20 protein-coding genes and 1 pseudogene are annotated in these 23,194 nt (G+C 48.1%); 12 read left to right on the forward strand and 9 right to left on the reverse strand.

Annotation, left to right across the window (positions count from 1 at the left end; all coding sequences use genetic code 11):
* Positions 1-190 precede the first annotated feature (190 nt).
* The 7 genes and pseudogenes from CVV44_02825 to CVV44_02855 all read left to right on the forward strand — a co-directional run bounded on the left by CVV44_02825 (position 191) and on the right by CVV44_02855 (position 6,747).
* Positions 191-1,387, forward strand: coding sequence for a hypothetical protein (locus CVV44_02825; protein ID PKL40555.1), 1,197 nt, complete (start codon positions 191-193; stop codon positions 1,385-1,387).
* Between the two features lie 21 nt (positions 1,388-1,408).
* Positions 1,409-2,323: an HNH endonuclease gene (locus CVV44_02830; GenBank protein PKL40556.1), complete on the forward strand. Its 915-nt coding sequence runs from the start codon at positions 1,409-1,411 to the stop codon at positions 2,321-2,323.
* A 137-nt stretch (positions 2,324-2,460) separates the two neighbouring features.
* Positions 2,461-2,895: pseudogene (locus CVV44_02835) on the forward strand (PIN domain protein).
* Positions 2,891-3,091: a hypothetical protein gene (locus tag CVV44_02840; protein PKL40910.1), complete on the forward strand. Its 201-nt coding sequence runs from the start codon at positions 2,891-2,893 to the stop codon at positions 3,089-3,091. The pseudogene CVV44_02835 and the gene CVV44_02840 overlap by 5 nt, the downstream one beginning before the upstream one ends.
* 378 nt (positions 3,092-3,469) lie before the next feature.
* A complete protein-coding gene (locus tag CVV44_02845) occupies positions 3,470-4,072 on the forward strand; it encodes a hypothetical protein (protein ID PKL40557.1) in 603 nt (200 codons plus the stop codon).
* 208 nt (positions 4,073-4,280) lie between these two features.
* The gene (locus tag CVV44_02850; GenBank protein PKL40558.1) at positions 4,281-6,248 is read left to right on the forward strand and encodes a portal protein; all 1,968 of its coding nucleotides are present in this window, start codon (positions 4,281-4,283) and stop codon (positions 6,246-6,248) included.
* A 19-nt stretch (positions 6,249-6,267) separates the two neighbouring features.
* Positions 6,268-6,747: a hypothetical protein gene (locus CVV44_02855; protein ID PKL40559.1), complete on the forward strand. Its 480-nt coding sequence runs from the start codon at positions 6,268-6,270 to the stop codon at positions 6,745-6,747.
* 8 nt (positions 6,748-6,755) lie between these two features.
* Here CVV44_02855 and CVV44_02860 read toward each other — a convergent pair whose 3' ends face one another.
* Positions 6,756-7,316: a hypothetical protein gene (locus tag CVV44_02860; GenBank protein ID PKL40560.1), complete on the reverse strand. Its 561-nt coding sequence runs from the start codon at positions 7,314-7,316 to the stop codon at positions 6,756-6,758.
* Positions 7,317-8,319: 1,003 nt separating this feature from the next.
* Here CVV44_02860 and CVV44_02865 point away from each other — a divergent pair.
* Positions 8,320-8,799 carry a hypothetical protein gene (locus tag CVV44_02865; GenBank protein ID PKL40561.1) on the forward strand — a complete coding sequence of 160 codons (480 nt, stop codon included), beginning with the start codon at positions 8,320-8,322 and terminating at the stop codon, positions 8,797-8,799.
* A 295-nt stretch (positions 8,800-9,094) separates the two neighbouring features.
* Here CVV44_02865 and CVV44_02870 read toward each other — a convergent pair whose 3' ends face one another.
* From CVV44_02870 to CVV44_02885, 4 genes are all read right to left on the reverse strand, one after another.
* Positions 9,095-10,855: a radical SAM protein gene (locus CVV44_02870; protein ID PKL40562.1), complete on the reverse strand. Its 1,761-nt coding sequence runs from the start codon at positions 10,853-10,855 to the stop codon at positions 9,095-9,097.
* 313 nt (positions 10,856-11,168) lie between these two features.
* Positions 11,169-12,500, reverse strand: a complete 1,332-nt coding sequence (locus tag CVV44_02875) for a pectin acetylesterase (protein ID PKL40911.1) — start codon at positions 12,498-12,500, stop codon at positions 11,169-11,171.
* Between the two features lie 396 nt (positions 12,501-12,896).
* Positions 12,897-14,732 (reverse strand): long-chain fatty acid--CoA ligase, encoded by a 1,836-nt coding sequence (locus tag CVV44_02880; protein PKL40563.1) that lies wholly within the window; start codon positions 14,730-14,732, stop codon positions 12,897-12,899.
* A gap of 117 nt (positions 14,733-14,849) precedes the next feature.
* Positions 14,850-15,047, reverse strand: coding sequence for a hypothetical protein (locus CVV44_02885; GenBank protein PKL40564.1), 198 nt, complete (start codon positions 15,045-15,047; stop codon positions 14,850-14,852).
* On the opposite strand from CVV44_02885, the gene CVV44_02890 reads away from it, so the two are divergent.
* The 4 genes from CVV44_02890 (at position 15,046) to CVV44_02905 (ending at position 18,833) form a co-directional block, all read left to right on the forward strand.
* Complete coding sequence (locus tag CVV44_02890) at positions 15,046-15,429, forward strand: hypothetical protein (GenBank protein ID PKL40565.1); 384 nt, start codon at positions 15,046-15,048, stop codon at positions 15,427-15,429. The two genes, CVV44_02885 and CVV44_02890, sit on opposite strands and share 2 nt — an antisense overlap.
* A 378-nt stretch (positions 15,430-15,807) precedes the next feature.
* A complete protein-coding gene (locus tag CVV44_02895; GenBank protein PKL40566.1) occupies positions 15,808-17,412 on the forward strand; it encodes a hypothetical protein in 1,605 nt (534 codons plus the stop codon).
* A 28-nt stretch (positions 17,413-17,440) separates the two neighbouring features.
* Positions 17,441-17,692, forward strand: coding sequence for a hypothetical protein (locus CVV44_02900; protein PKL40567.1), 252 nt, complete (start codon positions 17,441-17,443; stop codon positions 17,690-17,692).
* Between the two features lie 73 nt (positions 17,693-17,765).
* Positions 17,766-18,833 carry a hypothetical protein gene (locus CVV44_02905; protein PKL40568.1) on the forward strand — a complete coding sequence of 356 codons (1,068 nt, stop codon included), beginning with the start codon at positions 17,766-17,768 and terminating at the stop codon, positions 18,831-18,833.
* A gap of 49 nt (positions 18,834-18,882) precedes the next feature.
* On the opposite strand, the gene CVV44_02910 is transcribed toward CVV44_02905, so the two are convergent.
* The 4 genes from CVV44_02910 to CVV44_02925 all read right to left on the reverse strand — a co-directional run bounded on the left by CVV44_02910 (position 18,883) and on the right by CVV44_02925 (position 23,190).
* Positions 18,883-19,629 (reverse strand): 1-acyl-sn-glycerol-3-phosphate acyltransferase, encoded by a 747-nt coding sequence (locus CVV44_02910; protein PKL40569.1) that lies wholly within the window; start codon positions 19,627-19,629, stop codon positions 18,883-18,885.
* A gap of 268 nt (positions 19,630-19,897) precedes the next feature.
* Entirely contained in the window at positions 19,898-21,382 is a 1,485-nt protein-coding gene (locus tag CVV44_02915; GenBank protein ID PKL40570.1) for an ammonia-forming cytochrome c nitrite reductase subunit c552, read from the reverse strand.
* A 30-nt stretch (positions 21,383-21,412) separates the two neighbouring features.
* On the reverse strand, positions 21,413-21,871 hold the full coding sequence (gene nrfH, locus CVV44_02920; protein ID PKL40571.1) for a cytochrome c nitrite reductase small subunit: 459 nt from the start codon (positions 21,869-21,871) through the stop codon (positions 21,413-21,415).
* 152 nt (positions 21,872-22,023) lie between these two features.
* Positions 22,024-23,190, reverse strand: a complete 1,167-nt coding sequence (locus CVV44_02925) for a capsular biosynthesis protein (GenBank protein ID PKL40572.1) — start codon at positions 23,188-23,190, stop codon at positions 22,024-22,026.
* Positions 23,191-23,194: the final 4 nt, after the last annotated feature.

Genomic DNA, 23,194 nt, shown 5'->3' on the forward strand with positions numbered 1-23,194 from the left:
CTCGATGACCGGTGGCGTATCGAAGCGACCGGGGAGGCCATAACAGAAAATTTATGCCAGAGAGCCCTCTCCACGGAGGCGTTAGCTCTCCCCACTATCAATTTACTTCTAAAGTCTTTCTAATACCAGTATACTATATAACGGATGGCGAGAGCAGACGCGGAGCCGGGGTGAGGTCGAAGCACCAAAAATGTACATTAAAAAAATCCGGACGGACCACATGAAAAAAATCATATTCTTTCTCATCACCATCCTCGCCATCACGGGCTGCTCAAAAACCTCATCATTCGTCTATGAAATTAAATCCTCATCACCCACGGTAAAGTCCACCAGCCCGCGTTTCAGCTTCGACAAGAGTCACCTTATCGACGGCGATACAAAGACCTCGTGGCAGATCAGGACCGCTAAAGGCGGAGTAGGCGAGTGGCTGGAACTGAAGTTACGGGAACCCATGGATATCTCTGAGATAGTCATATCCAACGGTTTTCAGCTCATGGACCCGGAATATGGCGATCTGTACTTTCTCAACAGCCGTCTGCGAAAAGTGTATATCTGCGGTGATGATATCAAATGTGCCGATTTCAACCTCATCGACACAAAAGATAAGGTCCGTCTCAAGGTGAACTTCAGCAAGGTCATGAATATAAAGATCTACATCAAGGATGTCTATTCGGGATCACGCTGGCCCCAGGATCTGGCCGTGGGCGAAATCAGGCTGGTGAAGAAAATATCTATGGCGGAAATACTTATTGTTGTGCTTGCCATTGCCGGTATAATGGGATTCTTGATAATCTTCATCAAGTCATCCGTTAGGAATGTCTTTTTTGAAAAACTCAACAGTCTTGTGTCCTCGAAGCATAAAGATGTAGCTTCAAAAGTTGAAATTATGGAATATGATTCAACAACGACATTCAACCAGGAGGCCTACGATAAAGGAAAGGCTTTTGAAGAGCATATTGCCAGAATGTTCGGTTCGCAGAAAGATGATTGTACCATAGTGCATTGGACCAATGACATTCATACAAAGAAGAAAGATATTTATGTCGAAAGCGATCAGAATCCCGATTTTATTATTCGGCATAATCCAACAGGGAAGGAGTTTGCCGTTGAGTGCAAGTTCCGGTCTCATTTGTGGAAACGGAAGGGGACCAATCAAAAGGTTCTCAAATGGGCAAGTCATGAACAAATACTGCATTACGATACCTTTTCAAAGCAGCGGAATATGCCTGTGTTTATCGTTATCGGTCTGGGAGGAAAGCCAGATCAGCCGATGTTCAAATTTTGTATTCCTCTTGAAAAAGCTCGGTATGTAGACCTCTTTATCTCTCTATTTTACCGGTATCCTCTGGGAGATAAATTCATCTGGGGAAATGGGATGTTGTCGTAGATAATCGGATAATGTGAGCAAATGCCAACCCCCGACACCTACATCCGCCTCACCGCCTTCAAATGGCTCCATGAACAGGTTGCCCTCCAGGGCGATGTGTTGCCCCGTGATCTTCTCACCGAAGGCTTTTACCATAATGGCGAACGAATCACCTTCCTCGGCCCCCAGGGAATCTGGAAGCCGAAAATATTCGATGTACCATTGTCAATTACTACAGTCATAACCGGCCCATACCGTGACAGCTTTTCTGATGATGGATATCTATTGTACAAATATCGCGGCACCGATCCCCATCATCGCGACAATGTGGGTCTCCGGAAAGCCGCGCAAAACCAGGTTCCCCTCATATATTTTAACAATGTCATAAAGGGCCGGTACCATGCAATCTTTCCCGTATACATCGTTGACGACGATATGAAAAACCTCACCTTCAAAGTGGCAGCCGACGATGAAAAGTTCATGCATATCGAAAACGGCTTTGATTATGTAAAACTTCAGGACAACATCGTGGAACAGACCCGTCGATCCTATATCACCACGGAAGTAAAGCAGCGCCTGCATCAGCGTTCTTTCAGGGAACGGGTGCTGAATGCCTACCGGGATCAGTGCTCCCTGTGCGCACTCAAACACCGGGAACTCCTCGACGCGGCCCATATCATTCCCGACAGCGATCCCGATGGAGAGCCCCTGGTAACGAACGGCCTGTCCCTGTGCAAACTGCATCATGCCGCCTTTGATAACAATATCATCGGTATATCCCCGGACTACATTGTACAGGGACGCGAAGACATCCTCCGTGAAAGCGACGGACCCATGCTGAAGCACGGCCTCCAGGGAATGCATGAGCAGAAAATAATCCTGCCCGGCACCCGGCAGCACTATCCCGACAGGGAACTGCTGGAAAGGAGATTCGAGATGTTCCGGAAGGCTGTGTAATTATATTTCCCGGGGTAGGATTGGCCTACCAACAGGGAGATTAATAAAAATTACCGGGTTTGTATTTTATTGCTGTAAAAAATCATATTTGCCTGAAAATTACAATATATTGTAAAAGGGACTTATTATTTATTAAAATGAAAGTATATCTGGATAATTGCTGTTTTAACAGACCCTTCGATGATTAGGTGCAGATTAAAATCAGACTGGAATCTGAAGCAAAACTTTATATTCAGGAACAGGTGCTAAATAAATCACTGCAGCTTGTCTGGTCATATATGCTCGATTTTGAAAATGAGCATAATCCATTTGAGGAAAGGGCTGGTGTCATCGGCAAGTGGAAAGGAAAAGCGGTTATTTGTATCGAGGAAAATGAAACAATATTATCGACAGCCCGGATACTTTTTCAAAAGGGTCTGAAAAGCAAGGATGCTATTCATATCGCTTGCGCCATATATGCCGGATGTGATTATTTTATAACAACAGATGAGAAAATACTTAAGAAATTGAAAAGCTCTAATGATATTAAAGTTATGAATCCCCTTGAATATATCAGGCAAAAGGATAATTAACATGCTTACAGATACGGAAATAAAAATAAATGGCTACAAGGCGCTGGTAAAGGCGCTTGGCGAAGTTCAGGCCGAAAAATTTATCGCCCTCATGTTGCGGGAGCCTTTTGATTATACGGAATGGCAGAAAGAGCTGTGGAAAGATATAAGCGTCGATGAATTGAGTCATGCTGCTATGATTAAAAGAAAAAGATAACACCCGCCGAAATCATCATTCCGCTAATAATAACAATATCAAATGATTGCTTCCTCTCCGTACGGACAGGTCGCGACCTGTCCGTACGGAAGATACGGAAAATAAAGCCCATTCCGGAACTCATCGGAGCCTTCAAAACTACATCATCGAAGGAAATTCATCAAATTGGATTAAATGAGTTTAAATGGCACCGATCGTATTACGACCACATCATCCGCAATAATGATGAATTGAACCGTATCAGGTAGTATATAATAAATAATCCTGCTAAATGGGACAGTGGTATTTATGGAGAAGATGGTAAAGAAAAAGAATTTACAGCACTATCATAATGTTATAGTATTACCATAAAAATATAAAAAAATCCGGACGGACCACATGAAAAAAATCATATTCTTTCTCATCGCCATCCTTGCCATCACGGGCTGCTCAAGGACCTCGTCATACATCTATGAAATAAAATCCTCATCGCCCACGGTAAAGTCCACCAGCCCGCGTTTCAGCTTCGACAAGAGCCATCTCGTTGACGGCGATACAAAGACCTCGTGGCAGATCAGGACCGCAAAGGGCGGCGTAGGCGAGTGGCTTGAGCTGAAATTAAAGGAGCCCATGGATATTTCTGAAATAGTCATATCCAACGGTTTTCAGCTCAAGGACCCGGAATTCGGCGACTTGTACTTTCTCAACAGCCGTTTGCGGAAAGTGTCTATATGCGGCGATGACACCAAATGCGCCGATTTCAACATCATCGACACAAAAGAGAATATCCATCTCGCGGTGAACTTCAAGAAGGTCATGGATATCAAGATTGTTATAAAGGATATATATACCGGGTCGCGCTGGCCCCAGGACCTGGCCGTGGGCGAAATCAAGCTGGTCAAGGAAAAATCCGTGGTGGAAATACTTTTGTCCGTGCTCGCTATTGCCGGCGTCCTGGCGGGATTGGTGTTTTTTATCAAGTCATACATGAAAAAATCATAAAATAGATGATTGCTTCCTATACGTACGGACAGGTCGCGACCTGTCCGTACGTATAGGAAACGACGTGCGGCGGAGCCGGGGTGAGGTTAAAATTTTCTTCAACAACCCATCCCGCCAACCGTATTAATACCATGACGGAATTTATCCTTGTAAAATAGTAATTCCCGCGTTAATCTGTCAGGGAATAAAAATATTGATGAGTGTACACATGGGTATAGCAGAAGATCTTATAATAATAATCATCGTGGGCCTGGTCACGGGCCTCATTGCCAACCGGCTGAAGATACCGCCCATTATCGGGTATATCATCGCCGGCATTATCATCGGGCCCTACACGGGCGGTGTGACCGTGTCCGATGTTCCCCGCATCGAGCTGCTGGCCGAGATCGGCGTCGCGCTCCTGCTCTTTTCCATCGGTCTGGATTTTTCCTTTCGGGAGCTCAGGGCCGTGAAGGGCATCGCCCTGGTTGGAACCCCCATACAGATAGTGCTTCTCATCGCCATGGGATACGGCTTCGGGCATTTCATGAACATGCCCTGGAATGAATCCCTCATATTGGGCATGATAATATCCCTGTCCAGCACCATGGTGGTCATCAAGACCCTTATGAGCCGGGGCCTCATGGGTACCCTTTCCAGCCGGGTTATGATCGGCATCCTCATCATACAGGATCTGGCAGCCATACCCCTCATGCTCATCATTCCCCGTGTTAAGGAATTGGGCGGTGATTTAATGCCTCTCGTGCTCACCCTGGGCAAGGCGGGGCTGATACTTGCGGCTATTATTGTCGTGGGTATGCGCGTCATTCCCTGGATACTGAAGTTCGTGGCCCGAATCAATTCCCGCGAGCTCTTTCTAATCACCATAACGGCCATCGGCCTCGGTGTGGGATACCTGACCCATGCAGCCGGCCTGTCCCTGGCCTTCGGCGCCTTTGTGGCGGGCATGGTGGTCAGCGAGTCTGACTACAGTCACCAGGCCCTCAGCGACATTATTCCCCTGCGTGACATATTCGGCCTGGTCTTTTTTACCTCCATCGGCATGCTCCTCGATATGGGCTTTATCCTGGACAACCTGTCAATGGTGCTCGTACTGGCGCTCCTTATCGTGGCGGGGAAATTCCTGGTTTTCTTTTTACTCAGCCTGTCCTTCCGGTACTATAATATCATGCCCCTTGCCCTTGGACTGGGCCTTGCCCAGGTCGGTGAATTTTCCTTTGTCCTGGCGCGGACCGGCCTGCAGAGCGGCATCATCAGTTCCGGTTTCTTTTCCCTGGTGCTTGCCGTGTCGGTCATTACCATGATTATATCGCCCTTTCTCTCCATGCTGGCCGTACCCCTCTATTCCCTGAAGAAAAAGCTCTTCAGGCATGAAGAGATCAGCACCGTCAATATGCCTGAAAGGGGACTGAACGAACATATCGTCATCGTCGGCGGGGGGCGCGTCGGTTTCCAGATAGCGTCAATCCTTTATCAGATTGAATTTCCCTTCATCGTCATCGAGCAGGATTTCCGGCGCTTCGAAAAATGCAAGGATGCCGGGTTTCCCGTAATCTTCGGCGACGCCGCGCAGGAGGCGGTGCTCTCCGGGGCGAAGACGGCCAATGCCCGCCTGGTACTCATCACCATCCCCCTCATGTCGGCGACCCGTGAAATAATACTGACGACGCGCCGGTACAATCCCGGGGTAAAAATAATCGTCCGTGCCGACGACGTGTCCCATGCCGAAGAGCTCTTCAAAATGGACATATTCGAGGTGGTGCAGCCCGAGTTCGAGGCCAGCCTGGAAATACTGAGAAAGTCCCTCATGATTCTCGATGTTCCTTTGATGAAAATACAGGAATTCTGCGATACCCTGCGCAGCCAGAACCGGATGCATTCCAGGATCGACAGCATCAAGTCATCGCTCCTGGCCAATATCAAAAAAACGCCGTTTCTCCTGGAGATGAACTGGTTCGAGGTCGATGAGAATTCCCCAGTTCCCGGGAAAACCATCAGGGATCTGGCCGTACGGTCCAGGACCGGCGCGTCAATCGTGGGCGTGATACGGGAAAGCGAATTTGTCGCCAATCCCGGGGCCGACTTTGAATTCCGCACCGGGGACTATATCGCAGTCATCGGCCTTTCCGGTAACAAAAAGGTCTTTAGCGACATGATGATGTGTCGCGAGTGTTAGAACTGAGAGAGGTAATGTGATGAAAAGAAGGAACTACTCCGTATTGTCGGCTGCCGTCCTGTGCGTGCTGTGTTTTGGCACCGTATCGGTTTCACCCCAGAGCAGCGGAAAGGCCTTAAGGGAAACAGTGTATGTTCCGGTCTATTCCTCTATCATGCACAGCGACCTGAAATGGGAATTCATGCTCTCCGTAACCCTGAGTATCCATAACGTCGATATAAATAATGCCATAATCATCGAATCCATTGATTATTACAATACGACGGGAAAGCTGATCCATAGCTACATCGGCCGGGAAAAAAAGGTGCTGCAGCCCCTGGAGACTTACAATATTGGCATAAAAGAAGCGGACAACCGTGGAGGCGTCGGCGCCAATTTCATTGTCCGATGGCGTTCCCAGGTGAAAGTAAACAGGCCCATTGTGGAAACCATCATGATCGGGACCAAGGGCCAGCAGGGTCTTTCATTCACCTCGAGGGGAGTCGTAATAGAGGAATAGGGAACAGTTTATTTTTTCTTCGTGAGGAGCCTGCCATGGAAGTTATGGAAGGGCTTGCGCGCGAAAAAGCCCTCGCCTGACACGCGCACCTCTTCAATGGTTACGAAGGCCCTGGGTTCCAGTATGGTGACTATGTCGATGTATTTCTTCACGCTCTTCTTCGGCACCAGGGAATAGAGGATGCTGACAGGTCCCCGGAGTCCCGTGCCGTCCACAACAGTGACGCCGAAGCCCTCGCTCCTGAGCGTCAGGGGCAGGACCGAAACCTCCTTGCTCGTTATAACCCGCAAAGACTTGTATCCGAAGGGCATCATCTCCTCGAGCCACATTCCCATGTAATTGCCCGCGGCAAAACCGGCGGCGTAGATGAAATAGCTGTAGATATTGTCCAGGCTCGCCAGGGCGCGGCTGATGGCCATGAGCCATATGAGCACCTCGAAGAAGCCGAAGATGGGCGCCACGGTGCGGTATCCCCGCGATATCATGACGATCCTGATGGTGCCTATGGACACGTCGCAGATCCGCGCGAAGAATATGAAGGCCAGGGTAAGTATTTGATCCTGTGTCATGGGTCACGTCCTTTCTGTTATTCCCGCAGGCCGGGTACGGTGGTATCTATTGTGCCGTATTTTTACTCTGACGTCAATTCCATTTCACCGGGATTTATAAAATGATGCATGCCATCGGGAAAAACGGACGGGATATGCGCAAAATATACGCATAGTGCAGCCTGTGTGGGGCAGCGGAATAAAATCTGATGAGGGTCGAAGGAAAATTTATGCCGGAAAAATATAGTGACGCTATATATCAGCGCGGTGCCGGGCCGTTCCGGTACAGGATGGTGTTGATGCTGTCGCCAGAGCCGTCGCCGCCTCCCACCTCGGAGAGACCCGTGAAGGTATCCGGTTTTGGTGAACACGCGGAGAAAAGAATTATCAGCATTCCTGAGATGAGTGCTATAATAGCTGTTTTCTGCATAAATAGTCTCCCTGGCAGTTTAATCGGTGTAAGAGCGGGTCTCTTCTCCGGAACTCAGACATAGGTGTCGACAAAACGTCCCTTGGACTGTTCGGGAATCTCTTCCCTGCGTACCTGCTCATCTCTGTCCCGGTCGGCATTTTCAGGGGGCATATCACTCCGCACCGCGAAACCCGACGGCATGGTATCTGGTCCGCTGATATTCTGTATTTCCATACTGGCACCCTTTATTTGAATATACCGTATTTTTTAGCTTTGAACAAGTAATTATTACGCCGGGTCGAACTGATTTTGCAGAAAAGAGCAGGAATTTCACCACCCGCTCACTGTCGTTCGCTGGAGACACGGAGTTCACGGAGGATGGTTTAGGTTTTTTATACTTTATAACTTGATGCGGTGTTCAGCAATTGTGTTTGAATAAAGGGCAAATTCTGGATTTTTATCAGTTATCTCCGTTTTCTCCGAGTCTTTGTGGTGATATTCTTTAAGTTTTTCCCGGGATTTAATCCTCACCCCTGGTTGGGATATTCGTCTGGAATATTATTTCTTGACAGATTGTGCCTGTTGTGTTGAGTGTGATTCAATTTAAAAGCCATGACCCCTGAATTTAAGCAGATTAACAATACCAGCCTCGATGAAGTATGGTCGCGGATTCTTTCCATTGAAGAGGAGTGTTTCCCCGAAGATCTTCGTTTCTCCGAAGAGGAATTGCTCGATAATTGCGGTAACAGCGAATCGGTTCTCATCACTGTTTCCGATAATGGCGATATTGCCGGATTCTGCAATGTGCGCCCGGCACATGCCCTGGATTATCTCGATTTTGAAACCATTGAAGAGCGGAAAGATACTCTCTATGTCGTTGATATCGCCGTGATGAAAAAATATCAAAACCGCGGCCTGGGCACGCTCATGCTGAAATACCTCATGGAATCGACCACGGCAAAACGCTATTCCGCTCACGTGGTATCATCATCGTCAAAAAGCATGTTCCTGAAGGCCGGTTTTACGGAAGCAGGCACCTTTGAGAAATGGATGGGAGAGCACTCTTCCATATACATGACCTGCGTGAAATAGACGCTCTCACCGCCGCTGTATGACCGGCATTATCCCCGTCAATATACTATGGCGTAATACACAACATATATCCATCCAAAAATGCCGTGAATAATGGCCCAGAAAATGGAGTGGTTGGCCGAATAGCTGATGGCAATGGCCATGGCCGTTCCGAAGGTTATCCCCGATGTTACTACCTGTCCTTTTACCGTATGTACAATACTCATGTATCCTCCTGTAAATAAAAACCTGTTTTAAAGTTTGTAAATAACAGGAGGATATTGTTTCATCACGGAACGTCTCTTTTGCGTTATTTTCAGACAGCCAGTGATTCACCGGTGCTGCGCGGCGTTATCAGGACAGGCTTCCGGTGCAGGTGCCTGATAGTCACGGCGCTCAGGGGATATTCTACGCGTCGCGAGGGAGGCTGCCGTACGATGCTTTCACCGCCCCTGATCCGCGCCATGGCCAGGCGCAGGGTTTCTACGAGGCCTGAAATGATGAGCAGACCGGAGAGAACGCGGTTTGCGAAGGGCAGCGGGCCCAGGGACTCCCGGTAGAGCTTTATGACGGAACGGGCTTTCCGGCGCGCCCTCATGTTGGGAGAGTACACCATGGATGCCGGCAGAATCATGCGTATGTTCATGGCCATTTTCTGCATCATCTTTATGCGCAGGAGCATGAATTCGTCGGGCACGGGATTATCGGTTTTTTCATAGCGCAACGTTTCGGGGTTCCATGCCAGTCCCTGGCTGCTGCGGTCGATGAAATCCTTCACGGCTTCCCTGTACCCGCTGATTATCGTCGAGGCCATGTTGAGAATGCCGGGACCGTCGGTGGTGTACTTCTTCTTGAAGGCCTTTTTCAAAATGGTAAAATGGTCCCGGGGATTTTTATAATGAGGATGGTCAAAGGCAAGTTCGCCCTGGCCGTGAAAATGACGGTAATCCATATCTTTAAGCCTGCCTTCCCTGGCCAGGCGCTCCGAGAGCGTTGTCGTGGGAAGGGGAGTGTAGTTCATGAACTGGATCATATCGGAGCCCAGGCCGATGACCCAGTCGATGTCTTCGGGGAGTGAATCTTTGTCGTGATGTTCCATGAAGAGCATGGCCGAGGCGTTGACGGAAATCCCCTTTGACTGGAGTTCCGCAATGAGGGCCTTCAGGTCGATGTCCTTTGTCTTCTCATGGGAATTGGCCTTGGATTCCACGCCGATCCAAACCATGCGTACACCCAGGCGCACCAGGAAATCGACGCCCATCTGCTTTATGACCTCGGCCGAACTGAAAATGTCAAAGACAAAGGGCATGTTATTTCGTGCCATTTCCTCCAGGAGCTGACGGGCCCGCAGGGGCGTCTTGAGGAAATTCTCGTCCATGATGGTGAAGCCGCTGGTGCCGATTTTAATCTTTGATTTCAGGCAGGCGTCGTAGATCTCCTTGCCGGTCTTAAGAAAAGGTACATAACACTTGTTGAACTGATGGGTGGTGATGCAGAAGTTGCAGCCGTTTTCACAGCCCACGCCGGGAAGTATTATACCTCCCGAGGGCCTGCCTTTGACGCCGTAGATATATTCATACGCCGGGCCGAAGATTGCCGGGTGCTTTATGGGCGCCGCAGGATTTTCATCGAAATAGTTTCGGAGCCATGAAATTCCCTCACCCTTACATATCTCATCGCAGGGAACGATGTCTTTCAGGTCCGGGATGATGGTGCCGTATCCACCCAGGATTATCTTTATTTCGGGATAATGTTCGCGGATGTATCTGGCCATGCGCCCGGCCTTGTATACGTTGGCCGGAATGAAATTGATGCCCACATGAGTGTATCCCTTCTTCAGTTCCGAGGTAAATTTCCGCCACGAGGGGAAGTCCAGCACGGTTGAGGGCACGGAAATGTTTTCGGCAAGCAGGTACAGGGGAAAGGTCCAGTAGGACTGCCGCGGTGAATGGATGCCCTGGCCGCGCGTGATCTGGTTGTTGAGCAGTTCCATCTGCATGCCCGTTCCCTCGGCATATTTATTTTTAATCCCGAAAGGGCCGAAGACCCCCGTGAGCAGAATTCGGTGTGCGGTCATAGATGTATCCTCCCTTGTGATAAAGGTCCTGTCTCGGATGATATCTGGGGATTCACCCGGAATTATTTCTGGAAAAATGCTGCGGCAGGTCGCCGATGATCTGTGCTTTATTTTATGTGAAGACAGAACTTTGACGCGGATGGTTGCAAAAAAATATTTTGTCGAAACATATAACGGCTAACGCATCGAAAGTTACAGGGTGCACGGCGGAGCGTTATGTGAATTGCTCCTTGAAGGCAACAGGAAAGCCCCTCTACGGAAAGAGGGGCTTTCGTAAACAGGCATCCTGCTCATGCAGGGAGTTGACCATTGGTTACAGCAGCAAATTAACCAGGTCCATCCAGAAGTCCGTTACTTCGGCATCGGACGGATTATCGGGCTCCTCGTAGCTCGTGACGCTGCCGCCGTCCAGGAGATCGTTGATATACGTCCCCACGTCGATCCCCGTATCGAGATACTCGGTCCCGGTCCATTCCACAATGCACGTGCAGTGACTCTCGTTTATGATGCGCATGTAGGGAATGTAGTAGGAGAGGTTTCCATACGAATCATAGATTTCAGTCAGGTCGTCTATGTCCGATGCCCAGTAGGTCATAATCTGCTCGGCGTCGACCGGGTCCGCTTCATCCAGGTCGTAAAATCGGGCATAGGAATAGCCGGAAAAGTTCCTGTCGCGCTTGAAGAGCGTCAGGCCTAGCTTGTCATTGGGATACTTGAAAGCCAGCGCCTCGTGTATTTCACTGAAGTCGCCGCTAAAGTCAAACTCAGGAATGTCCGCCATGAGTTTTGTGAGCAGGTAATCGGTGTTCCACAGATCCTGTATCTCCTCCTGCAGGTAGGACTGGTAGCCGCTGCTTGAGAAAATCGGTCCCGAATCGTCCAGCAGTATGGACAGTTTTTTCGGAGCCAGCGCCTTCCTGAAAAAGTGATAGTTCGTCAGGGAACCGACACCGCCGGCGCTGCAGCCCGTAATCATGACCTTGTTCATGCCTGGAAATGTCGCTTTAAGATAGGCGATAACCTTTTCGATATTGACGGCCCCCTTGTGATTGATCGTCACGGGAGGGTTCTGTCCCGTTGGATCCGTATAGGTTGTCACCTGGTTTCCGCTGTGGACGTCTCCCGTGCAGTAGGGAACGAACACCTTGTTCCAGCTCGACGTCTCCACGTTATCACCCGTGGGATTATTCCGGAGAATGATTGGCGATATGGCCGCCATGGGACTTCCTCCTTCCTGGTTCTCGTCGATAAAGGCGCCCAGGTTCATGTAGTTGTCGGGAATACCGTTAAGGTTACTTGCTCCGCGGATTCCCGCCTGTCCTGTACAACTGGGGTAGTCCCAGCAGGCGCCGCCCGGCTCCAGGTAGACGACGAGGTTCTTGGTGTATCCCATGAGCCAGTTCCAGAACCCCGTAGATTTCATGACGAAGATCTTGTACGGGGAACCGTCGGCACAGACAGCCCCGGGGATAGTGACGAGTTCATAAGAGCCCCAGATGACGCTGGTCAAATCATCGAGGATAGTACGGCTGTCGGAATTCTGTTCGATGGAGCCATATTTCTCGGTATAGACCTCGCCTGACATGGAACCCGTGAGCAGGTCCAGCCGGTCCGTATCTGCTTCGGACATATCGGCATAATTCATAGCGAGAAGTTCCTGAAGGGATTTTGTGCTCTGGGCCGGATATTCCTGCTCTGAACCGGAAAATTCGCAGCCCGCTGAGAGGGTAAGCAGGAGCAATAAAAGACTGCATAACAAAGCAAAATTCTTTTTCATATTCCTCCTCCCGATTTTATGATTGGAAAGTAAAATAAATGGTGTGTATCACCTCCTATGGGTTAATTTTTAGGGTGGCCGTGATGGCCTGCGTGGAATGAGTATCGGCTCATGATATACGAGAGGTTGAAGACAGTCAAGTGAGAATAAGGGGGATAGCGAAAAAAGTGACGAATTAATGAAAATATACATATTTGTATGACAAAAAAAAAGGAGTGCTCCGATAGAAACACTCCTTCCTGTTATTGCCATATGGCGCAATATCTATTCTTCCGAGTCTCCGGCGTACATTGATTCTATCTCTTTCGAATATTTTTCCGAGATGACCTTGCGCTTGACCTTCTGCGTGGGCGTGAGCTCTCCCGTGGGTTGGGTCCACTCGGCGTTGAGGAGCCGGAACTTCCGTATCTGCTCAACCCGTGCATACTGGGCAGTGTACTTGTCTATTTCGGCCCTGAAGAGCTTTATTACCGGCTCTTTCGAAATCAGGTCATCATGGGAGGTGAAGGATATGCCGTTATCCTTTGCCCATTTCTCCAGTTCCGGAAAAGCCGGGACAACCAGCGCCGAGAGATACTTCTTCTTGTCGCCGATGACGCCGATCTGCTCGACAAATGCGGAAGCCTTGATGCTCCCTTCAATGTTTTGCGGGGAGATGTTTTTCCCGCCAGCCGTGACAATGATATCTTTTATGCGTCCCGTAATCTTCAGGAAGCCGTCACTGTCGATAATGCCGATGTCGCCGGTTCGGAAGAACCCGTCGTCGGTCATGACTTCCCGGGTAGCAGCCTCATTTTTATAATAGCCCGCCATGACCTGGGGCCCCTTGATGAGAATTTCTCCTTCATCGGATAGTTTCACCGTTGTTTCATTGATAGCCTGGCCAACCGTACCGGGTTTGATGAACCAGGGGCGGTTGAAATTGGTGACCGGTGTCGTTTCCGTAAGGCCGAAACCCTCGAGAATTTTGATTCCCATGCCAATGAAAAACTCGGCGTCGGACTGGGACAGGGGCGCGCCGCCGGAGATGGCGTACCGCAGCTTGTCCATGCCCAGGGCCGTCTTCAGGTTGGCCAGTACGAGCTTGTTGGCAAGATTAAATTTGAAGGCAAAGAATCCCTTTCTCGGGAGATCGCGGCAGACGAAGAGCAGGTTCTTTTGCGCCTGGCGCATGGCGAAGGCGAATATTTTCTTTTTCAGTCCCGGCGCCATGGAAACCTTGGCGATGATTCCCGCGTGGACCTTTTCATAAATACGGGGCACGCTGATGATGATAGTGGGACGCACTTCCTGAAAATTATCAAGGAGCTTGCTGACGTCTTCTGCGAAGGCAGTTTTGGCTCCCACGGAAAGGGCGCCGTAAAAGCCGGCAGTTCTTTCCAGGGAGTGGGAAAGGGGCAGGAAGGAAAGGAATGTGTCGGAATCCCGCAGCAGCATCTCGCCGGTATTCTTGTCCTTCAATTCAAAAAGTATATTGCGTATATTGGAGCTGAAGTTGTTATGCGTCAGCATAACGCCCTTGGGGTTGCCCGTTGTTCCGGAAGTATAGATTATGGTCGACAGGTCATTGGGCTGTATTTCCTGCAGGCGCCGGTTGAAAGTATTCTCGTTAGGTGAAGATTCTCCGGCTTTAAGAACTTCTGACAATGTCAGTACGTTTTCCTGTTTTTTAGCCACTTCATCAAAAACAAGTACCTGTTTCAATGCCGGCAGTTTGGGCCTTACCTGGAGGACCTTGTCCATGTGGTCTTTCGTTCCTACCATGCAGATGATGGAATCGGAATCACCGAGAATGTATTCAGATTCCTCGGCGGAATTAGTGGCATAAATGGGAACATCCACTGCGCCGATAGAATTGATGGCCAGTGCCCCGAGATGCCATTCCCATCGGTTCGGCGAGAAAAGGCCGATCTTATCTCCCTTTTTAACGCCAATAGAGAGAAGGTAGTAAGCGAGGTTATGCACCATGGCGTTCATGGACAGCCATGAAATTTCCGGCCATGCACCGTCCTTTTTATATGCGGCGTAGGACTTGTCCCCATATTTTGCGGCATTGTTCTGAAATACCGCAGCCATACTGGTTTCCTGAAATGTTCCCATTAAGACCTCCTTTTATGTTGATGTAGTAATTTAAGGGCATAGTCGGCCAGTCATCCATATCTCTCATTAAACCGGAGTTTTTTACTGGATGATTCGCTTTTCGCAATACATTGGAACTTAGAACGTGCAGGGATTCGCGGATTTTTGTTGCGAATCCCCCCTGAAAAGCTGAATGAATAGCTTCTTCAGGTATATGTCGGATTCAGGGTTAGAACATGGCAATAATATGCACCTTTTCAACTTCCTGTCCAGTAAAAAAATTACATAAATGTAACGCACAGATATTTTATGAAAAAACTTGACAAAAGGACTCATGGATCAACATCCTGTGATGAATTACAGGGGAAAAATCATGGGACTTTTCAGAAGCAGGGAATATAAGGAATATATAAAACTGGCGGCCGTGAATAACGGTTCTGTTGCAATCATGCTGGAAACTCGCAAGGGTAAAAAAGAAAAAGCCGTCAGGGCAGCCTTCATTGTCGACACACCGAAGGGCTTTGCCATAAAGATGAATGAGCTTATGATGGTGAATATCAGCTTCAGGAAGAATTTTCCCGTCCAGGACGAATATACCTATTTCCGATATGCCCCGGTCCAGGAAAAGTTCAATGCCGCGGATAACATGCTTTCCCTGGATTCCATGACTGGAAAGATTAAAATCCGCACGGTTCCCTATTACGACTGCTTTTTATAATTTCCTGTTTACCGGACGTCAGTCTCCTGCTGAGACTTTTTACGGACAAATAACTGTTTTTCTCTCCGGATGCCTAACTGGCGAAACACCATACCACTGAACCGACGAGATGTCGGTTTAATTCATTTGCATCATGCCTTTGAGCGGGTTCCCTATGCCGTCATAAATGGAATCTGTATGCTGCGCAGCCGTGTCCAGGAACCGCTCCTGTTCATTACATATCTCCCGGCATATTTCCCTTCTGAATAGTGATCTTAAAACTATCGGTGAATTGAAAAAAATCAAAGGATTCCCGGGTAGTCACCCGTCTGGGTGATGTTCGAAGGGAGCCGGGTGAATATATTGGGTTTGTGAGTGAATTTTTTAACTGTGTTTTAAATGAAAGGAGGAAAAATCATGTCAAAAGAATTTGATGTAATTATCGTGGGAGGCGGCCATAATGGTCTTACAGCGGGATGTTACCTTCAGAAGGCGGGCGAGAATGTTCTTGTTCTGGAACGTCTGGAAAAAGCCGGCGGCGGTGTATGGACTGAAGAGGTGACGCTACCGGGGTTTAAGCATAATCTTGCGTCAGTGTTTCACGGAATACTCCACATGGGGCCGGTCTACAAGGACCTTGAACTTAAAAAATATGGCGCTGAATATGTCTGGCCTGATGCGCAGGTAGCGGGAGTTTTTTCTGACGGACGCTGTCTGATACTCTATCGTGACCTTGAGAAGACATGCCGTGAAATCGCACGTTTTTCAGAAAAGGACGCGAATACATATCGGCAGCTTGCAAAATATTTCCAGGTCATCGTTGACAATATGATAGCTCCCTGGTTCTTTAATCCACCGCAGCCTACATCAATCGCAGCAATGGCAATGGAGGGAAGCGTTGAAGGATTGAATATGCTTCGAATGCAGCTTTCCAGTACAAAGAATATTATTGAAGAGCTCTTTGAATCGAATGAGTTGAAATCCACTCTCATGGCTTTTATTAAAGAATTCGGCGGTTCACCGGATACTTACGGGTTCGGTGTATTTGTTCCCATGATGCTGGGTGAGACACATGAGCCCCATGGATGGGCAATTTGCAAGGGCGGTTCGGGAAATCTCGCGAAAGCCTTTGTTAAATGTTTTCAGGATCACGGTGGAACTGTTAAAACCGGTGCTCATGTGAAGCGGATTATTGTTGAAGGTGATCGTGCGACAGGTGTTGAACTTGAAGACGGTACTGTTTTTAATGCTAAAAAACTGGTGATTACGAACCTTGATCCGCAGCAGACATTCATCGACCTGATCGGTGAAGACCGACTTGATGCGTCATTTGTCAGCTCGGTAAAAAGGTGCAGGCCCGAAGGGACTATTCTTTTCCATACACACCTGGCTCTGGATGAACCACTTGACTGGAAGTGTGCAAAATTCAACCCTGATATTAATAAATGCCTGGGAGTACTTCTGGTGGATAATCCTCAGGAACTCTATGATGATTTTGCCGATATCAACAAGGGACACCTTCCGGAATATCCCAGGATGTTTACGGCATACCCTTCCAATATTGATCCGACCCAGGCGCCTGAAGGAAAGGCTACTGCGGTTGCATGGCAGTATGTTCCCTATAGTCTGCGGGAAGGCGGAGCAGAGGCATGGGATAATGTAAAAGAAAAATTTGCTGATCGCTGCATCGAAGTATGGAGCAAATATGTGAATAATTTTGGCAAGGCGCTGTTGAAGCGATATGTGATGTCTCCCCGTGACACGGAAAGACTGTGGATATCAATGGTCAATGGAGGATTCAATCATATTGAAATGAGCCAGGATCAGCTTACGGTTATGCGCCCTTTTGTTGAATATAAACCGTATAAGACCCCTTTTAAGAATCTGTATATGTGCGGAGCGAGCACACACCCAAGCGGAAGCGTTGGAGGCGCCTGTGGATATAACGCTGTGCAGGTTATTGCCGAGGATCTTAAAATGAAGAAAAAATGGTGGGATAAATAAGATATTTATTCCTTGACAAGAGGCAGTTATGAAAACGAACATTGTATCAGACAAGGGTCAGCCTATGATGGTAATTTCCAGAGTAGGAAGAAAGGGCAGGTCAATTGAAATAACCGGACAGTTAATGGGAGCATGGCCTTCAAAAATGTACATAACACCGAAGGAATTTGCCAAAATGGTTTCGATGTCTGTGAGACCCGGTGTAATGGTGTTTATCCTGTTATATCCATTTTTATTGATAGTGGATATAATTAAAAATTACGGCAAAAGCCGGACATAATGAGCATAATAACAGAGTTCCGGCGGAATTTTTTTCAACCGGAACTCTGTTATCAATATAGCATTTATTGTAGATGCGTTCTATGAAAGAGAATAGCAATACAAATAAAACATTTGAAACCCTGACTTTGCTTGAAGAGGTTATTCTCTCAATTTCAAGTATTAATAATTTTGAAGAACTCGAATTTGAATATCTGAATTCCATTTCCCATCTGATTCCAGCTCACGCAACAGCTCTCTATCTCATGAAACCTGAAAAAAAAGAACCGCGGCGCATTGGGGCCCGGGGTGTTGATGTCGATTTTCTTACCTATTATGAAAAAAGAGGTCGAGATGTTGATCCACTCATGAGATGGATTACACAAAAAATGACTCCAAATCAATCGCAGCTTCTTCTGGGACTTGAAGGCTGGCAGCATCATCCCGTTTATAATATAGTCGGGACCGCCTCCATTGATTTCGCGATGCAGTCTCCCCTTGTATCGGGGCGGAAAATAATCGGGACTCTCAATTTCGGACGTGATATAAGAGAGGGGCCCTTTACGGCATCTGATCTTAAAGTTGTATCAATAATAAGCAAGTTTCTTAGTATGGCAATTTCAAAATCAGTCGGATATGGAGAAAGTCCGGATCAGAGTAAATCACTTTACGATTCCATTGAGCATATCCCTCAGGGTGTCATATTAACCGATTCCGAGTATTCTATACAATATTCAAACTCTGCTGCAAAAATTTTATCTGAACGAAATTTTGATAGCTGCGATCCCGGAAAGGATTTATCGTCTCTCCTGAGACATGAAGCGAATATCCGTGGAAAATATGGATTATTGCATAGCAACAATCTCAATGCGAAATTTTGTCCTCTTCCGGGTTCCAATAAACAGCAATCCATCATTTTTCTGGAAGAAGATTCATGTCTTTCTGAATTTTTGCCTGCTTCTCAATTATTGACAAGCCGTGAAATTGATGTGATTAATCTTGTTGATAAGGGAATGCGGAATAAAGAGATTGCTGAGGAGCTCAGGATATCAATTAATACCGTTAAGAGACATCTTGACAACATTTACTGCAAATTAAATGTAAACTGTCGTACTGAACTTATATCAAAAATGTATAAGTTAATGAATAGCCGGAATAATTGATGAGACCGGCAGAATGAAAATCCGCACGGTTGCCTATTACGATTGCTATTTATAGAACAGACTGTTGTGAAAAACCTGTCGTTTTTTCCAGGCCGCTCATCCTATCCCGCAGGTCTCCCATGATGACATCGATGGAATCTTCGCCGTATCCCTGTGTGTCAAGGGGCTTTCCTATGGTCACATGCACCGGGGCCCGGTGAATGAGGAAAGAACCGGGACGAAGTATGGGGCCGGTACCGGATATATAAATCGGAACGATGGGAATCGAGGTCTTCAGGCAGAGATGAAAGAGCCCCTTTTTAAAGGGCCGCATTTTGCCGTCAAGACTCCTGGTACCTTCGGGAAAAATCATTATCCGCTTGCCTTCCCGTATCTGGCGTGCCGCCTCTTCCATGCCGGCCCGGGCCTGATCACTGTTTCCGCGGTCAAGGGAGATATAGCCGTTTATCCGCATGTGCATGCCCAGGAAAGGGATGCGTCCGATTTCTTTTTTGATGACCCAGCCGTAACGCACGGGAATAATTTTATTCAGGACCCATACATCAAAAAAACTCTGATGGTTGGCGGCAAAAATCTGAATTGCCTCCGTGTCGATGTTTTCCCGGCCGTCAACGGAAACCCTGATTCGGCAGAACCACAGGATGGTGATGGACCACCACCTCATGCACTGGTGTGATAGATTCCCCGATGGGCTGACTATGATGGAAAGAAGGGAGAGCGTTCCCCAGAAAGCCGTATCGGCAATAATAAATATCCAGTCAAGCAGTGACTCAGTCGCATTGATGAAAGTTCTCATGTATGGAATCCCCCCTGTTTTGTTTGAGCATGATATGTGTGTGCCGGCATTTCTATGTGAAGCCGAAAAAATAATTGAATGAATTATTGTACGTTATGCGAAATAAAAAAAATTGTTTACCGGCATGAACGCGGTTCTCGTTTTTACGGCTGTATGAACAGGCACTTTTCTGAAAGACAAAATAATGGGGATACGGTTGCAAAAAAATATTAAATATTTAATTATATTCACGCATTACCGCGATGCAGCAATGCGTGAATGTAATGCCTTATATTCCCCGCGTGTTTTTCGGCACGAAATATTCCTGTGTGTTGTACGGGTCTTTAAATTCCTGTTCGGGTCGGAAATTCAGCTTTTTCTTTCCTCGATTGTTGAGATATTTCGCGAGCTCCAGATTTATATTGACGGGAACCCGTATGCCCGCTTCAGCCAGAACCTGACGCAACAGCGCCTCGGCCCGACTGCTGAAGGCAAGGGAATCGCCCAGGATACGGGCCGTTTCCGTGGGATTATGAAAGCCTATGGAATTCTCGGCACTGATGAAATTGAACCGTATGAAGGCCTGCATGTAGAAGTCCTTCGCCTTTTTATACAGGTCCTGGTTGATCGCCTTGCCGGACTGCTGTGCCGTGTGGACCATCTCCAGGAGTTTTGCAGCGACAGCGGCCTGGAAACCTGCCCGGGAATTGAGGGAAATGGTACGGTCCTGGATGGCGAAGACCTGTGTCTTCAGCCACGTAGCCGACTCGGTGTGACACTGGGCGCAGGCCTTCATGTCGGTTTTCAGGGGACTGGTTACATCGTGATCGGATATTTTGTAAGCGCCAACGCGTTTGTAGGCCATGTGACAGTCGGCGCAGGCCAGCCCGGCGTTAAAGTGCGTGCTGCCCTTGGTGAATAATTCAAATTCGGGATGGCGGATGAAGGGCATTCTGAATCCCGTCACCTTTTGAGTCCATTCCTGGCGTTTATAGTCAGTAAGAAGGTCTTTGGCAATTGCTTCAATTGAGATATTCGCCCAGGTGCCGCCTGTCCAGGGAGGCGTGACATCACCGGCAACTTTTCCTTCCTGAGTCCGGGGAACATAATAGGTCATGTGACACTGTCCGCAGGCCATGATGCGCTTCTCCTGGTGGGTCAGCCCGGTTTTGCCTATCATGGCCAGGCCTTTTTCAATGTGAAGCTTGTTCGTGTGGAGGTCCATGGTCTTGTTATCGTGACAGTCGATGCAGGCCGGGCCCAGTTCCCGCATTTTTTTCGGAAGCATATCCAGCGCGTCATTGAATTTCGCCGTGAGATACTTCATCTGATGCTTCTCTGTAAAGGATTTGTGAAAAGGCGTTTTGCAGGCAAGACATACGCCGCCGGGGCCTGTCCTGGATGGATCAATTTCTATCTGGTCAATGATGGCATAATAATGCCCCCTGGGCTCGTTGTATTCAATACCGAATCCCCAGCCGCTGAAGAGGAGTCCGAGAAAGGGGAATTCGCTGAGTTTATCGTAAGTTATTTTATCGGTATCCCAGCCTCTTTTGTACCTGCTTTTATTGACCGGTTTGGGCTCCTTAGTTTTCAGCCATGATTCATATTCCAGTGGATATACCTTGCCCCATTCTTCCGGGTCGAATTCATTGTCGGCGATGCCGCCTACCTTCAGTGGCTGTACGTCCGAGGGGCCGCACCCGGCAAAAAAGCCATACATGGCAAGGGATAAAAACAGGCTGAGTAAAAAAAAGAACGTGTTTTTTTTCATGGATTCCTCCTTGTTGAAAGGCCTTGATATTTATTCGATAATGGCCAGGGGAGTGATGCGGTGATTGACCCTCCTGTGACACTCCCAGCAGTTTTTCGCGTCTATATTGATGCGTGATACCATATCTCCATGGCACCTGACACAGTTGGCCTGGAGTGTCGTCTTGCCATGAGAAGTGATTTCGATGGGGTCTGAAAAGAGCATAAAGTGAAAGTACAGTAAGTCCTTCATGCCGTCGATGCCTTTCCATATAACGTGGTTAACCAGGTTGTTGTTGGGGAGATGGCAGTCAACGCATTTGATGGATCGGTGCAGGCCCGAGAGGAACCAGTGGTCGTGCATATCATACATGACATGACAGCTGCCGCAGTAGTCCGGCGAGGATGTTTTTTTAAAGAGGCCCGGCGGGCCGAATACGATAAAAATAAAAAGAAGGGCGGCTATGGAAGTTCCTATGACCAGGTGTTTCTTTTCCAGATTTATGAACATGGCTTACCCTCTGAATGCTTATACTTGAATCAAAAAAAGTCATACCGGGAATAATGCGCATGTGAGTATTGAAAAGATATATTGGATGCTGTAAAAATAGTAACATGAATGATGGAGAAGTCAAGGAAAAAACAAATTTGTGAAATCGGTTGTCATGGTTTGATAAATCCGCGGTCTCTATAGATATATACCCTGGTGCCCAGGCCCCGGGATTGAATCTGGATGGCCTTCAGATGAGTCACGGCCTCGGGGCCTTCGAGAATTCGGGGTTGGAAGTGGATAGTCTGGTTTTTCCCGGCCACGGGGATAACTTCAATTTTCACGAGCCGTTCCCTGTCATAGCGAAGGGATACAAAAATATTATCTTTTTCATTCTCTTCCTTGTTGTAAAATCCATTGACGAAATTGCCCAGTGAATAAATGACGGGCTTCTTTTTGTACATCTCGATCCCCTGGGGCCAGTGAGGGTGGTGCCCGATGATGCCGTCGGCGCCGGCATCAATTATCTTCCAGGCCAGGTTTCTCTGGTAGGCCCGTGGATAGTTCGTGAGCTCGATTCCCCAGTGCAGCGATACGAGTACGATGGTGTTGCCGTCCTTGTATTGCTTTATATCTTCTTTTACTTGCTCCAGGACCAGGGGTGCGGTTCCTGGCTTTTCCGGTCCGGCATAGAAGTCTTCGGGAGGTCTTTCGCAGTAGGCCAGAATGCACAGATCCATGGACCCGAAATGAAATATAGCGGGCCGCCGCGCCTCGTCAAGGTTTCGTCCGGCTCCGGTATACTTGATTCCCATGTCGCTGAGACAGAGGATCGTATCAAGCATACCTTCCGTGCCGTGGTCCATGATGTGGTTATTGGCAATGGAAACGATATCGAGCTTTATATCCGTGAGGCTTGCGGCGAACAGTGGGTTCAGGCGGAAGACATAGGGCTTGTTGCCGGCTGGGTCGTGATTGGTTGTAATAGGCGTTTCCAGGTTGGCGAATACCAGGTCATATTCCTCCATAAAGGACGCGATTTGGTGGAAAGGGTAGTCAGTTCCCTGTTTTTTCATGGCATCATTCGCCCCGTTTGCCAGAAGTATGTCGCCCGTGAGGAGAAGGGAAAAGCTTTTTTTGGAAAGAAAGGTCATCTCCTTTTCCAGACGGGCAATCCGCTGATTCAGGATAGCGACTTCCCCGGATAATTTCTTGTTTTCCTGAAGGAGCATTCTTGTATCGCTGCTGCCCCGGGAAAAAAATGGCAGGGAACCGCACTGCAGAATCGGGACGATCATCAGGAGAATAAGTATGCGTTGAATGATCAGTTTTCCTGTCATGAAG

Source organism: Spirochaetae bacterium HGW-Spirochaetae-1, from assembly GCA_002839375.1.
Lineage (GTDB): Bacteria > Spirochaetota > UBA4802 > UBA4802 > UBA5550 > PGXY01.

Bases quoted from the DNA above. Each gene is read 5' to 3' on its own strand.
- CVV44_02825 (PKL40555.1), top strand. From the start codon at position 191: ATGTACATTAAAAAAATCCGGACGGACCACATGAAAAAAATCATATTC.
- CVV44_02830 (PKL40556.1), top strand. From the start codon at position 1,409: ATGCCAACCCCCGACACCTACATCCGCCTCACCGCCTTCAAATGGCTC.
- CVV44_02845 (PKL40557.1), top strand. From the start codon at position 3,470: ATGAAAAAAATCATATTCTTTCTCATCGCCATCCTTGCCATCACGGGC.
- CVV44_02850 (PKL40558.1), top strand. From the start codon at position 4,281: ATGGGTATAGCAGAAGATCTTATAATAATAATCATCGTGGGCCTGGTC.
- CVV44_02855 (PKL40559.1), top strand. From the start codon at position 6,268: ATGAAAAGAAGGAACTACTCCGTATTGTCGGCTGCCGTCCTGTGCGTG.
- CVV44_02860 (PKL40560.1), bottom strand. From the start codon at position 7,316: ATGACACAGGATCAAATACTTACCCTGGCCTTCATATTCTTCGCGCGG.
- CVV44_02865 (PKL40561.1), top strand. From the start codon at position 8,320: ATGACCCCTGAATTTAAGCAGATTAACAATACCAGCCTCGATGAAGTA.
- CVV44_02870 (PKL40562.1), bottom strand. From the start codon at position 10,855: ATGACCGCACACCGAATTCTGCTCACGGGGGTCTTCGGCCCTTTCGGG.
- CVV44_02875 (PKL40911.1), bottom strand. From the start codon at position 12,500: ATGAATTATGCCGATATGTCCGAAGCAGATACGGACCGGCTGGACCTG.
- CVV44_02880 (PKL40563.1), bottom strand. From the start codon at position 14,732: ATGGGAACATTTCAGGAAACCAGTATGGCTGCGGTATTTCAGAACAAT.
- CVV44_02890 (PKL40565.1), top strand. From the start codon at position 15,046: ATGGATCAACATCCTGTGATGAATTACAGGGGAAAAATCATGGGACTT.
- CVV44_02885 (PKL40564.1), bottom strand. From the start codon at position 15,047: ATGAGTCCTTTTGTCAAGTTTTTTCATAAAATATCTGTGCGTTACATT.
- CVV44_02895 (PKL40566.1), top strand. From the start codon at position 15,808: ATGAAAGGAGGAAAAATCATGTCAAAAGAATTTGATGTAATTATCGTG.
- CVV44_02900 (PKL40567.1), top strand. From the start codon at position 17,441: ATGAAAACGAACATTGTATCAGACAAGGGTCAGCCTATGATGGTAATT.
- CVV44_02905 (PKL40568.1), top strand. From the start codon at position 17,766: ATGCGTTCTATGAAAGAGAATAGCAATACAAATAAAACATTTGAAACC.
- CVV44_02910 (PKL40569.1), bottom strand. From the start codon at position 19,629: ATGAGAACTTTCATCAATGCGACTGAGTCACTGCTTGACTGGATATTT.
- CVV44_02915 (PKL40570.1), bottom strand. From the start codon at position 21,382: ATGAAAAAAAACACGTTCTTTTTTTTACTCAGCCTGTTTTTATCCCTT.
- nrfH (PKL40571.1), bottom strand. From the start codon at position 21,871: ATGTTCATAAATCTGGAAAAGAAACACCTGGTCATAGGAACTTCCATA.
- CVV44_02925 (PKL40572.1), bottom strand. From the start codon at position 23,190: ATGACAGGAAAACTGATCATTCAACGCATACTTATTCTCCTGATGATC.